Genomic DNA, 12,363 nt, shown 5'->3' on the forward strand with positions numbered 1-12,363 from the left:
CTACCGTTCTAGCTCGTCCAGAATCGGCCGGACTTTCGGCTGCAGTTCGTCCCACTCTGCCTCCGGGTCGCTGTCGCCGACGATGCCGTTGCCCGCGAACAGCGTCGCCTGCGCCCCGCCCGCGACACCCGAGCGAATTCCGACGGCGAACTCGCCGTCGCCGTCGCCGTCGAACCAGCCGACGGGCGAAGCGTACCACCCGCGGTCGAACGACTCCGTCTCGCGGATCGTCCGCAGCGCCGCTTCGAGCGGCAGGCCGCCGACGGCGGGCGTCGGGTGGAGCGCCTCGACGAGCGAGAGGACGTGCGTGTCGCCGTCGAGCGTCGTCGAGATTGGTGTCCGGAGGTGCTGGATGTTGCTCAGTTTGCGAATGCGCTTCTCGCGGGCAGTCACGTCGCCGAACTGCGCCAGTTGCTCGCAGATGGTGTCGGCGACGAGTTGCTGTTCGTGCTGGAGTTTCTCGCTCTCCAAGAGCGACGCGGCGTAGTCGGCGTCGTCCTCGGGCGTCCCGCCGCGCGGCATCGACCCGGCCAACGCCTCGGTCTCGACGGTTCGGCCCTCGCGCTTGACGAGTCGTTCCGGTGGGGGGCCGAAGAAGGCCGCCTCGTCGGTCGGTTGCACGAGGAAGCGATAACACTCGGGGTACGTCCGGCGCAGGCGTTCGAGTACGTCCGGGATGTCGACGTCCTCGGCGAGTTCGAGGTCCAACGCCGTCGCCAACACGACTTTCAGCAGGTCGCCCGAGCGGATGCGCTCGGTGACGCGCTCGACCTGTGCGGTCCACTCGTCTCTCGGCGTGCGCCAGCGTCGATCCACGACGCCCGGCGATCCGCCGCTCGGTCGCATCATCGGCAGTTCCGAGAGTGACTCGCGTGCGGTGTCGAGCGCGTTATCGGCTGATTCGGACGTCGCGTTCGGGCCGTACTCGACGACGGTGAGCCACGTCGCGTCGTCGCCGCGGGTCAGCTGGACGCGCGGGAGAACGAACGTCGCCGCGGCGAACCCGGTCCACGGCGGCGTCTCTTCGTGGTCGACGTCGAACGAGAGGCCACCGAGCATCCGCGGACGAGTCGCCGCCGGGCCGTCGTGGTCCACGTCGTCGAAGACGGCACCGGCCTCCTCGCGGAGGCTATCGAAGCGATCCATTCCCGATGCGGTGAGGTGCGCCGCCGCCCCGCCGCCGACGAGTTCGAGTCCGTCGGGCGACGCCCAGTGGACTCGGGGGGCGTTCTGGTCGGCAAGAAAGGCCCGAAACGAAACGTCCGGAATCTCGCAGGACCGACTCACGAGCGTCGCCTCGGCGTGCGACGCCGTCGTCTGCTGGTTGCGCTGCGCCGGATTCATCTACGTCTGGTTGGGACGCGGGGCTTTTCAACCCCACCTTTTGCGCTGCGGGCGCGCAAAGCGCGCCCTCGGCAAAAGCTGGACCAAAAGCACTCGTCACTCACTTCGGCGGCTTCGCCGCCTCCGTTCGTTCCTCGGCCCGCTCGCTCGGCTTCGCCTCGCTAGCGGAGAGTAACCCTTGTTACCGGTGCCCCATCGGTCGAGGTGGTGCTCTCCCAGAACGACCGTCATTGTTCAACAGCACACCTACAGGAAAAAGCCCATACGCGATACAGAGAAGGAATGTTCCTAGCCTAAAGTTATTCAGAACAACTACTCCTGCAACGAATGAGCATCCAAGCGCGATAACACCTGTTTTACCACCAAGCATCCATGCACCGAGCAACGACGCCATTGTCATTCCAGCCACAAACAGATGAATGAGTAACATGAATTCCGATGGTGCGAGGTATCCTGACGATGCAGAATAATCGGTTATTGACGCGGCTTCGGTGATTGTCACCTCACCGATTTTGACGACTGGGTTGAACCCGACTGCAACCCAGAATCCGGAAACAACTCCCCCGGTGATGACTCCTCCAAGTTTCTTGATTTGATTTGGCATATGAGAAACTAGTTGGATAGAAGACCTGTCGTCTAATAAAACTGTGTTTGAGAAGACTATTTGCGGTGATAACAGAGTACTGTATAGCTTTATAAGAATAAGTTTGTACAAAATTTCCGTGAATTGGAACGGGAAAGTAAGACAGAGATGTAGGGAAGTGGTGTGACCAATTCACTATGACTTCGCAAAACTCTCACCGATGGAGGACCTCAGCAGAGTAGCCTGACTAGCTGTACCGCTCCTCGTTCCACGGATTCGCCGTGTTCGAGTACCCGCGCTTCTCCCAGTAGCCGCGCTCGGGTTCGGTGAGGAACTCGACGCCCTCGACCCATTTGGCCCCTTTGTAGGCGTACTTGTGCGGGGTGACGACGCGGAGGGGGCCGCCGTGGTCCGCCGGGAGCGATTCGCCGTCGTACTCGTAGACGAACAGCACCTCGTCGCGCATGCACTCCTCCAGCGAGAGGTTCGTTGTGTAGCCGTCGAGTGCGTGGAACATGACGTGTACCGCGTCGTCGTCGACGCCCGCCAGCTCCGCGAGCGTCGGGAACGTCACGCCCGTGAACTCGCAGTCGAACTTGCTCCACCCGGTGACGCAGTGGAAGTCCTGTACTTGCGTTTCGGAGGGCAGGTCTTTGAACTCCTCGTAGGAGAACTGCAACTGCTCGTCCACCGCGCCCCACACGTCGAACTGCCACGACGCCGGGTCCCACGATGGCGTCCCGCTCTTCGAGAGCACCGGGAACCGCTCGGTCTTTCGCTGGCCGGGTGGCAGGCGCTCCCCGCCGAACTCCTCGTAGAGACCAGTGACGTTCTCGGACATATCTCTCGTTTCGTCGCCACTCACCTATGGTTATCGGCTCTCACCGGTGAATTTATATGGACGAACCGGATACTACGCGAAATCCGAACTGACGTTCGTAACTTCACCAACTATTTTCGTGTGAACCCGTGTCTCACCTTGTCACCGACGTCCTCACGCGCCGTCAGTTTTAAATACGGCGTATCCAAACCCTCGTTCGATAGATGCCGAACGTAAAAATGAACATCCCCGAGCATATCGAGATGCAGATCGCCCAACTTGTCGAACAGGGCGAGTTCGTCAACCGCGAGGAAGCGGTCGAGGAGTTGCTCTCGACGGGCATGAAGGCCTACAAGACCAGTGGGCCGATGGACAACGACGAACCGGGCTTCGAAGACGACGGCATGATGGGCCACGAAGACGAGTACGTCTTCTGAGCTAGTCGTGTCGGTGTGGCAGAACGCCGCAATAATCCTTAAAACACCGACGTACCTACGCCTCCCCATGCACAAAGACGACCTGCTCGAACTGCACGAACAGATGGTCATCATCATGGAGTACTTCCGCTCCCAGGAGGACGTCGACTCCTCGCTGTTCGACCCCTACGACGAACTGAGCGTCGAGCCCTCACACGTCCACAAATCCAAGAGCGAGCACAAACACGCCGTCTTCGTCCTCGGTAACGCGCTGGCGAGCGCGATGAGCGACGACGAGTTCTCCAACGCGGGCCGCGTCGGCAAGCGGATGGAGGAACTCGCCAACGACGCCGAGTCGAAGATTTAGCGCCGCCGCGCCGTTCCGCCACGCCAACGACTATCGTGCATCCGCGTGAGCGCCTGCCAGGGACCGGCTGCTCATCGCCGAGAAAGTCGAGATACGCGTCGGCGAACTGTACACGACGGAACTCGACGTCGACACCGAGTGGGGCTACGTCGGCCAGGAGGAGATGGTCGAGATAACCGACTTCGGAACCGAGTGGGTCGTCGACCCGCAGACCGAACTGCGGTCGCTCTGAACCGGGCGCCAGGACGAAACCGGAGCACGAGCAACAGGTTTGATACTCCGTCCCCGCTTGGAACCGGTATGTTCGCGGTTCCGCCGTGGCTCCCGCTCTCCCAACTCGCGGTCGTCGGCGTCGCCGTCGTCTGTCTGTACGTCGCGTGGCGTCTCGACGGCCGACGAACGCACCGGGTCGCCGCGCTCCGTTCGCGCCTTCTCTACGGCGTGCCGTGGGGGACGCTGGTGTCGATCCTGTTCGTCCTCCTCGTCTATCTCTTCGTGCAGGGGGGGTTCGACTACTGGTACCGCCCTGTCGTCGTTCCGTTCCGGGCGTGGTCGTACTTCTATCCGACGGGGATGCTCGCGGCCGCGTTCTCGCACTCGGGAGCGGGCCACCTCGTCGGCAATCTGCTCGGGACGCTCACGCTCGCACCGCTCGTCGAGTACGCGTGGGGACACTATCCGCGGGACGAGAGAGAAGCGACGGCCGACTGGCGCTCGGACCCGCGAATCCGCGCGTTCCTCGTCTTTCCGGCCGCCGTACTCGTCGTCGGCGTCCTCACCGCGCTGTTCTCGGTCGGTCCCATCATCGGATTCTCGGGTGTCGTCTTCGCGTTCGCCGGGTTCGCGCTCGTCTACTATCCGCTGACGACGGTGCTGGCGCTCTCGGCGAGTCGCGTCGTCAACCTGCTGTACGACGCGCTGTTCGACCCGACGACCGTCGCGTCGTCGCGGGAGGCGTTCGTCTCGCCGTGGTGGGCGCAGATCGCGATTCAGGGCCACGCCATCGGCCTGCTCACCGGCGTCCTGGTGGCGCTGTGGCTGGTCGAACGCCGCGGGGACGACCACCCCGACGCGCTCAGACTCTGGTCCGGCGTCCTCCTCTACTCGGTCTCGCAGTCGCTCTGGGCGGTGTACTGGTACCGCGGCGGCGACAGCTACGTGCTCTTTCGGGCCGTGGGTCTCGCCCTCGTCTTCCTCTTGGCGACGCTCGTCACGGCGGCGGCGAGCGCAGGCGACCGGTCGCTTCTCGACCGCTTCGGTGCCGAGGTTCGCGAGCGAGCCGGCGACATCCGCAGCGACGGGTCGGGGCGCAGGGTCCGCGACAGTAGAGACGATTGCGGCGGTGACGGTGACCGCGGTGGACTGCGAGCGGTGACCGGCAAACAAGCGGCCGTCGCGCTGTTGCTCGTCGGCGCGGCGGCGATGGCCGGCTCGGCCGTCGCGGTCAACATGGTGACGACGGCGGACGAGGAGCTGCCCGGCGAGTCCGTACAGGTCCGCGGCTACGAGGTGACCTACGCCGAGGACGTGACGAACGGGATGGTGTCGGTCGTCGACGTCGACGGCTTCGGCGAGTCGACGAGCGTCACGACGTCGGGTGTCGTCGTCCGGAACCCCGACCGCACCCTCTGGTCGCGAGAGATATCGAAAGGGCGGCTCGCGTTCGACGGGCGGTCGGCGGTCCGCGTCGGCGGCGTCGGCTGGCGCGAGACGGTCGTCGCCAACCGCACCGGGTGGTCGCTCGTCGGGAGCAACGCCAGTTACCGGGTCACACTCGCCGTCGACGGAAACGAGACGCCGGTGTACACGTCGCCGCCCGCGACGGCCGAACCCGTCGTCGCCGGGCAGAACGTCTCCATCGCCGCGGAGAACGAGAGCTTCCGTCTCGTCGTCGGTCGGGAGAACGACACCGTCTCCGCGCCGGTCCCGCGACGCAACGAGTCGGTGACACTCAGGGAGATTCAGTTCACCAACCGCGAGGGGAAACTGTACGCGACGGCGAACGGGACGAAGGTGCGAGTTGCGGCGAAAGAGCGGTATAAGTGAGGGCGTCTCGCGGTCACGTCCACCGGATGCGAAACACCTCGGTGTCGAGGTCTCTCGTCTCCTGCTCGTGAAAGTCGAACTGCCGGTCCAGCGTCAGCGTCGCGCCGAAGGCGTGGGTGACCTCGCCGCCCTCGTCTGCGGCGAACGACTCGACGAACTGCCTGCTCCCCTGATTGTGAATCGAGTACGAGACGTCGGCGAGTTCGGATGCGGTCCGGAGAAACCCCCGGTCGGCCCCGCGGCGGCCGTTCTGCGCACCGAACGGCGGGTTCATCAGCACCGTCGTCTCCGAGTTGCCGTCCGAGTGCACGCAGAGCGGCGAACGCGTCGCGTCGCCGCGAATCCAGTGAATCGGCGTCGTCGTCCCGACGCGGCGCTCGTTGTCGCGGGCGGTGTCGAGCGCCGCCGCGTCGAGTTCGACGCCGACGACGCGGCGGGGGCCGCGAAGCGCCGCGCCGAGCGCTAGCATCCCCGTGCCGGTGCCGAGGTCGACGACCGTCCGTCCGTCGACGTCGCCCTGCAGGTCGGCGAAGTGGACGACGTGGGCGGCGATGTCCGGCGGCGTCGGGTACTGTTCGAGTCGGGCCTGTGGGTTCTCGAATCCGGCGACGACCGCCAGTTGCGTCTCCAGCGCGCGCCTGTCTCCCATCAGGCGAGAGTAGCGTCGCCCGAGAGGGTAAGCGTGACGCCCTCGCGGTCGGCGCGCTCGCGGAGCGCGGCCAGCGCGGGTTCGACCTTCTCGGTCGCACACACCTCGTCGACGGCGACGTCGAGACGGCCAGCGCCGAGGAACGAGGCGGCGCGGACGTGGTCGCGGAGACGGTCGACCTCCCGTTGGGTCGCCAGCGAACAGTCCTCGTCGAAATACGCTTCGACGGCGAGCGTCGCCGGTTGATAGCCCTCGTCACCGAGTTTGGTCTTCAGGTCTCGGAGGTACGACGGTGCGGTGGAGTCGAGCGTCGCCGCGTCGAGACGGACCGGCGTCACGTTGGCGGGACGGCAACCCTCGACCGCCCGTTGGACGTTCTGCGAGCGAGTGGTACTCATGCTACCTGTGCATACCTTTTGGTTATACAAAAATCTTCGTAAATGCGTAGTGCGCATACCACGGCACGGTTCACGGGAAGAGTGCAGTCGACGTATCGGTTCGAAGGGGGTGTCACGAACACTAATGGCCGATGCTGACATAACGTTCCACGGGGGTCACACGCTCCAGCCCCCACTTCCCTCGAATCCGGTACCGTTCGGCCACGATACTCCCGTTGAGCCGACGGTACCGGATCGCTCGACGGAGTTCCCTCGAACTGGAATTTCAATCTCACTTACATGGGCGTGAACGAACGGTGAACGTGGTGGGCAAGATACATAACTAGATAAACATGGAAGAAGGCGTCGCTTTGTGAACACTTGTCAGTCAGGAGTCTGTTACAAAGGTTTAAACCTTCCGTTGCCCACAAGCTTTTTATGGAACGTCCGAGTCGGCAGCGTCAGCGAGAGCAGCAAGCGGAACAGACGTCGGACGAGACCCTGAAGTGTCCGGAATGTAGTTCTACTGAAGTTATCACGGATGCCGACCAGGGTGAACTCGTCTGCGACGACTGTGGCCTCGTCATCGACGAGCGCTCCATCGACCGGGGACCGGAGTGGCGGGCGTTCAACCACTCCGAGCGTCAGTCGAAGTCGCGCGTCGGCGCGCCCATCACCGAGACGATGCACGACCGCGGCCTGACGACGACGATCGACTGGAAGGACAAGGACGCCTACGGCCGCTCGCTCTCCTCTGAGAAACGCAGCCAGATGCACCGCCTGCGCAAATGGCAGGAGCGCATCCGAACCAAGGACGCCGGCGAGCGCAACCTCCAGTTCGCGCTCTCGGAAATCGACCGAATGGCCTCCGCGCTGGGTGTTCCGCGGTCGGTACGGGAGGTCGCGTCGGTCATCTACCGCCGCGCGCTCAACGAGGACCTCATCCGCGGCCGTTCCATCGAGGGTGTCGCCACGAGCGCGCTGTACGCCGCCTGCCGACAGGAGGGCATCCCGCGCAGTCTCGACGAGGTCGCCGAAGTGTCCCGTGTCCCGCAGAAGGAGATCGGACGGACGTACCGCTACATCTCCCAGGAACTCGGCCTCGAACTGAAACCCGTCGACCCCAAACAGTTCGTCCCGCGCTTCGCCTCGGCGCTCGAACTCTCCGAGGAAGTGCAGGCGAAGGCGACCGAGATAATCGACGTCTCCGCCGAGCAGGGCCTGCTCTCTGGGAAGTCGCCGACCGGCTTCGCCGCCGCCGCCATCTACGCGGCGTCGCTGCTCTGCAACGAGAAGAAGACCCAGCGCGAAGTCGCCGACGTCGCGCAGGTGACCGAGGTCACCATCCGGAACCGCTATCAGGAACAGATCGAAGCGATGGGCTTCCGCTGAACTGTCGGCCGGCCTGAAAGTGCGTATCTCGTCTTCTCGACGGCGGTAACATGAACCGCCGCGCAGTTCTCCACGCGCTCGGAAGCGGTGCGTCCGCCGGTTTCGCTGGGGATGCTGACCGACTCGCGACCGCTACTGCAGCACGAACACGTACACTTCCCGGTTCCACAGCCCGAGTTCGTACTCCGTCGACTCGTACCCCTCCAACTGCCGGGCGACTTGACTTCTCTCCTCGTCCTCGACGACGACGACGGCGGGTTCGCTGTCGACCATCTCCAACTCGTCCGGCGCGGCGACGCTCGTCTGGCGGGCGTCGATGCGCTCGAAGTACCACGGCAACGGGAGGCGGTTACCCCACGCATCCGAGACCGGCGGCTGCAGGTCGCTGTCGGCGTCCAGCGTGTAGAACGCCTCGCCGACGTACACTACGTCGGGACCGTCGGTGCGCGCCATCGCCGCCGAGGCGTTTTCGAGCATCGGTTCGAGCGGTTGCGACGGCTGGGCGTACTGCGCGAGGTCGTCGTCGGGTCCCGGCGAACCGTAGACGTTCGTGGCGACGACGCCGCCGACGTGCGCCGACAGCACCACGCAGACGAGTGCGACGGCACCGACCCGTGCCGCCCGGTCGCGTTCGAGTCCCGCAGCACCAACTCGAACGAGCGCCGCGAGGCCGACCGCCGCCGGGAGCGTCAACGCGACGACGGTGTGGACGGCGAGCCACGGGGCGAACTGCTCGGCGAGCATCGGCACCGCCAGCAGCGAGACGGCCGCCCAAAACGAGAAGAAGTGCAGCAGGGGACGACGGCCGCCGGTCAGATACCGGTCGGCGAGGAACGCGCCGACGGCCAGTACCACCACCGGCAGTGAGAGCACGACCAGCAGTTCGACGTACTCGACGATGTACGGCAGGAGTTCGTGGCCGTTCGTCCGCCGGTAGTCGATTCGGACCGCCCAGAACTTTCGGAACGACCCGAGAAACGCCGACTCGACGGTCGCTGGAAGCGTCGACAGGTTCCAGAGACCGACCTCGTCGGTATCGCCGGCGCGCGGCGCGTAGAAGAACAACAACACCCCGAGCAACAGGAAGAGCGAGCGCGCCAGCGGCGTCGCCCGCGAGACGAACCCCCGCCAGGCGCGTTCGGCGGTCCCGACCGGGTTCCCGTCGCCGCGGACGCGGAGGTGATCGAACGTCAGAAACACCGCCAGCGTCCAGCAGAGTAGCGTGACGACGGCGAACCCGGAGGTGGTGAGAAGCAGTCCGACCGCGACCACGCCGACGTACAGGTACCGCCGACCCCCGACGTCGACGACGCGGAGGAAACAGCCGACCGCGAGGAGCGAAAACGCGGCGAGGAGCAGCTCCCCCCGAGCGAACCGGGAGTAGTAGAGCAACACCGGTTCGACCGCGAGGACGAGCGCGAACGCGACCGTCTCGTCGTCCCGAAGCCTATCGCGGTACAGGAGCGCGACCAGCGGGAGCAGTCCGCCGACGAGCGCGACGACGAGGCGTCCGGTGAAGTCGTTCGCGCCGAGGAGCGCGAACACGTGGCGGTTGACGAGCGGGAGGAACGTCCCGCCGGCGACGGGGCGGTACTCGAACGCGCCCGAGTCGAGGTAGCGGAGCGTCCAGTAGCCGACGCGCGCCTCGTCCCAGTGGAACGCCCTGGTACCGAGACCGACGAGGCGAGCGACGAGAGCGACGGCCGTGAGACCGACGACCGCGAGAGTCGTTCGGTCGAACCGGGTGGAGGCGCCGTCGTCGCGACGTGTCATGTCCCTTCCTGCCGCACCGCGGGGTAGAAGCCTTTCGGGTTCGCGTCGGCGGAACTCAGCGGTCTGTCTCGAACGCCACGCCCCACTCGGACAGGCCGTTCGACTCGTAGAACCGCCGCGCGTCGTCGGTCACGTCACGAACCGCGAGCGCGACGCAGTCGCAGCCGTGCCCGTCGGCCCGCGTCTCGACGAACGAGAGCAGCGCCGACCCGTGGCCGTCGCCGCGGTGAGCCTCGTCGACGGCGATGGCGTGCCACGAAGTGACTCCTTGGCGCCTCTCGACCGGGCGCGTTCGCAACCGTCAACAGGTCTAGTGACGTACCGCGTCGCATGTCGATACTCGATTCGCTCCCGAGTCGCCCGCTTTCGGACGCCGAACTCGCCGCGTTGAACCGCGCCGACGCCGTGGAGTTGGCCATCGCCGTCGACGACGGTCCGACGGAGGCGCTGCTGTTGGCGACGGAGTCGTGGGTGAAGGCGCTCGCGTTCGACGCCGACGGCGACGGGTGGCGAACCGTCGAGACGACGTCTCTCGACGAGATGGAGCGCTACGAGGCGCTCAAGCGATGCGAAGAGGCGATCGGTTCCTGTCGCTTTTGACGACTCTCACGTCGGATAGCCGAGAGTTCTAACTACTCCTTCCCGTACACTCTCGTATGTACGACCGAATTCTCCTCCCGACCGACGGAAGCGACGCAGCGGAGACGGCCGTCTCCGACGCACTCGAACTCGCCGAGGCGTACGACGCCAGGTTACGCGTGCTCTACGTCGTCGACACGCGAACGCTCGCGACGATAGACCTCGGAGCCGACACGGTGCTGTCGACGCTCGAAGAGGAGGGGGACGCGGCCGTCGAACGAGTTCGCTCGCGCGCGGCCGAGGTCGGTGTCGACGTCGTCACCGCCGTCGAGGCGGGGTCGCCGCCCGACACCATCGTCGACTACGCCGACGAACACGACATCGACCTCGTCGTGATGGCCACGCACGGTCGCCGCGGCCTCGACCGGTATCTCCTCGGCAGCGTCACCGAACGCGTCGTTCGGAACAGCGAAGTCCCGGTACTCACCGTTAGACAGCCCCAGAACCCAAAATAGCCCCGGCATACGTGTCGTAAGTAGCCGATACCGCCGGGTTGCGCGTCGCCGAGCGCAGCTCGCGGTGTCGGTGTCCGAACGGAACCGGAACCGTGACGTACCGGTTCCGAAGTCAGAGGCATGGTCACCGCGCGCAGGTAACGGCGCATAGATGCCGTCACGAATCGGTGGAACGTCCGGACACGGGCAGCGTCCGGCTACGCTGGCGACCGATACTGAGAACGCGCGTCTCCCGCATAACTGTTTCCCAGACGACGCCGGGGTCGGCGTCGGTGTGGTCCGGCGACGCACGCGGTGGAACGACCGGGCGAACGCGAGAGCAGTCCGTCCGTCCAGTGACACAATCCGAACGTAACGGGTGGCCTGCGTCGGTTACGATGTCCATGACGACGGTCTAACAACGGGAAATACTGGCTTGTCTGCTATTTGGCTGCACGTTACTTTGGGGATCTACCTCCTTGGGTAATCTGCATCCTGGCATGGATGGCGGTCCGACGACGCACTATCCCCCTGGTGTGTCGACGGCCACGTCCGAGAGCTTGCATGGTTCGCGTCACGGATGCGTTACCCCCGGTTCAGTACACTCCCCCTGAATCGGACTCTTCATATCCACTTTTCGGTGACCCGACCGATGGTAGCGGCGCGAAACGACAGCGACGAGAGAGGTATCACACGCGGCACGAACATGAAAACATTTATTAATGTTCACTTTGATACCCAGTCGTTGCTACAGAAGCCCCGGACGGCGCCGACATGCGCTGTGGGCATCTGCTGGCACACCTGACACACCACCTTCTCCGAACCCGACCGACGAGCGACCGGTGTCCTCATCGATTCGGGCGACGCCTCGGGAACACCCGGTACTCACAAGCAAATCGGCTATCTCCGAGACGGGTGAACCGAAACCCGATTGTCGGACGCACGGACGGGTTCGCCACAGGCCCGTCGGTGCACGAGGCCCCGGCAATCACACGGCCACTTTCCGACCACCGATCCGTCCGCAACGCGACTGGTCTGTCCGCCCGACGACGTCCACGTCCGTCTCGCTTCGTCAGACCCGCGTGGACCGATTCCGGTGGGCGCTCCGACGAGCGGCATTCTGTCGCATCCATTACGACAGTATACACCATAAAGAGTTTTCTCCGGTGTTTTCGTACCAGCGAGTATGCCCGAGTACACTGTCGAGTTCGTCGGCACCGGCGAGACTATCGAGATCTCCGACAAACAGACCATCCTCAAAGCCTGCATCGACGAGGGAATCGCCCAGGAGTACTCCTGTCGCGTCGGGATGTGTCTGGCGTGTTCTGCCGAAATCGTCGAGGGCGAGGTGACCCAACCCGCGGCTCGCGGACTCACCGAGGAGGAAGCCGAAACGTACGCGCTCACCTGCATGGCGCGCCCGCAGAGCGACCTGAAACTCGACCGCGGGAAGTACCCGCCGAGCATCGAAGCGGACGCGCAGGCGACGGGTGACGCCACCGCGGCCGACGACGACTGACCGA

The 12,363-nt window shown here is 64.9% G+C and carries 14 protein-coding genes; 7 read left to right on the plus strand and 7 right to left on the minus strand.

Going from position 1 to position 12,363, the window contains the following annotated elements; genetic code table 11:
- The 3 genes from LAQ74_RS07420 to LAQ74_RS07430 all read right to left on the minus strand — a co-directional run bounded on the left by LAQ74_RS07420 (position 1) and on the right by LAQ74_RS07430 (position 2,768).
- Positions 1-1,344 (minus strand): isochorismate synthase, encoded by a 1,344-nt coding sequence (locus LAQ74_RS07420; protein ID WP_224336619.1) that lies wholly within the window; start codon positions 1,342-1,344, stop codon positions 1-3.
- A gap of 181 nt (positions 1,345-1,525) precedes the next feature.
- Positions 1,526-1,948 (minus strand): hypothetical protein, encoded by a 423-nt coding sequence (locus LAQ74_RS07425; protein ID WP_224336621.1) that lies wholly within the window; start codon positions 1,946-1,948, stop codon positions 1,526-1,528.
- Between the two features lie 226 nt (positions 1,949-2,174).
- Positions 2,175-2,768, minus strand: a complete 594-nt coding sequence (locus tag LAQ74_RS07430) for a sulfite oxidase-like oxidoreductase (RefSeq protein WP_224336623.1) — start codon at positions 2,766-2,768, stop codon at positions 2,175-2,177.
- 203 nt (positions 2,769-2,971) lie between these two features.
- Between LAQ74_RS07430 and LAQ74_RS07435 the strand changes: the two genes are divergently transcribed.
- The 3 genes from LAQ74_RS07435 to LAQ74_RS07445 all read left to right on the plus strand — a co-directional run bounded on the left by LAQ74_RS07435 (position 2,972) and on the right by LAQ74_RS07445 (position 5,576).
- The gene (locus tag LAQ74_RS07435) at positions 2,972-3,184 is read left to right on the plus strand and encodes a DUF7120 family protein (protein WP_224336626.1); all 213 of its coding nucleotides are present in this window, start codon (positions 2,972-2,974) and stop codon (positions 3,182-3,184) included.
- Positions 3,185-3,251: 67 nt separating this feature from the next.
- Positions 3,252-3,530 (plus strand): UPF0058 family protein, encoded by a 279-nt coding sequence (locus LAQ74_RS07440; protein WP_224336628.1) that lies wholly within the window; start codon positions 3,252-3,254, stop codon positions 3,528-3,530.
- 300 nt (positions 3,531-3,830) lie between these two features.
- Positions 3,831-5,576 (plus strand): rhomboid family intramembrane serine protease, encoded by a 1,746-nt coding sequence (locus LAQ74_RS07445; RefSeq protein ID WP_224336630.1) that lies wholly within the window; start codon positions 3,831-3,833, stop codon positions 5,574-5,576.
- A gap of 13 nt (positions 5,577-5,589) precedes the next feature.
- On the opposite strand, the gene LAQ74_RS07450 is transcribed toward LAQ74_RS07445, so the two are convergent.
- Positions 5,590-6,225 carry an METTL5 family protein gene (locus tag LAQ74_RS07450; RefSeq protein WP_224336633.1) on the minus strand — a complete coding sequence of 212 codons (636 nt, stop codon included), beginning with the start codon at positions 6,223-6,225 and terminating at the stop codon, positions 5,590-5,592.
- Positions 6,225-6,623, minus strand: coding sequence for a DUF7961 family protein (locus LAQ74_RS07455; RefSeq protein ID WP_224336636.1), 399 nt, complete (start codon positions 6,621-6,623; stop codon positions 6,225-6,227). The genes LAQ74_RS07450 and LAQ74_RS07455 overlap by 1 nt, the downstream gene beginning before the upstream one ends.
- Positions 6,624-7,040: 417 nt before the next feature.
- Here LAQ74_RS07455 and LAQ74_RS07460 point away from each other — a divergent pair, with 417 nt between their 5' ends.
- Positions 7,041-7,994 carry a transcription initiation factor IIB gene (locus tag LAQ74_RS07460; protein WP_224336639.1) on the plus strand — a complete coding sequence of 318 codons (954 nt, stop codon included), beginning with the start codon at positions 7,041-7,043 and terminating at the stop codon, positions 7,992-7,994.
- Between the two features lie 132 nt (positions 7,995-8,126).
- Here the strand turns inward: LAQ74_RS07460 and LAQ74_RS07465 are convergent, their stop codons facing one another.
- Positions 8,127-9,767 (minus strand): flippase activity-associated protein Agl23, encoded by a 1,641-nt coding sequence (locus LAQ74_RS07465; RefSeq protein ID WP_224336641.1) that lies wholly within the window; start codon positions 9,765-9,767, stop codon positions 8,127-8,129.
- 55 nt (positions 9,768-9,822) lie between these two features.
- Entirely contained in the window at positions 9,823-10,065 is a 243-nt protein-coding gene (locus LAQ74_RS07470) for a GNAT family N-acetyltransferase (RefSeq protein WP_224336644.1), read from the minus strand.
- A 32-nt stretch (positions 10,066-10,097) separates the two neighbouring features.
- Between LAQ74_RS07470 and LAQ74_RS07475 the strand changes: the two genes are divergently transcribed.
- From LAQ74_RS07475 to LAQ74_RS07485, 3 genes are all read left to right on the plus strand, one after another.
- Positions 10,098-10,367, plus strand: coding sequence for a DUF7964 domain-containing protein (locus LAQ74_RS07475; protein ID WP_224336647.1), 270 nt, complete (start codon positions 10,098-10,100; stop codon positions 10,365-10,367).
- A 56-nt stretch (positions 10,368-10,423) separates the two neighbouring features.
- A complete protein-coding gene (locus LAQ74_RS07480; protein ID WP_224336663.1) occupies positions 10,424-10,861 on the plus strand; it encodes a universal stress protein in 438 nt (145 codons plus the stop codon).
- 1,165 nt (positions 10,862-12,026) lie between these two features.
- The gene (locus LAQ74_RS07485; RefSeq protein ID WP_224336666.1) at positions 12,027-12,359 is read left to right on the plus strand and encodes a 2Fe-2S iron-sulfur cluster-binding protein; all 333 of its coding nucleotides are present in this window, start codon (positions 12,027-12,029) and stop codon (positions 12,357-12,359) included.
- The last annotated feature ends 4 nt before the right edge of the window (positions 12,360-12,363 follow it).

Source organism: Haloprofundus halobius, assembly GCF_020097835.1.
In the GTDB taxonomy this organism is placed as follows: domain Archaea; phylum Halobacteriota; class Halobacteria; order Halobacteriales; family Haloferacaceae; genus Haloprofundus; species Haloprofundus halobius.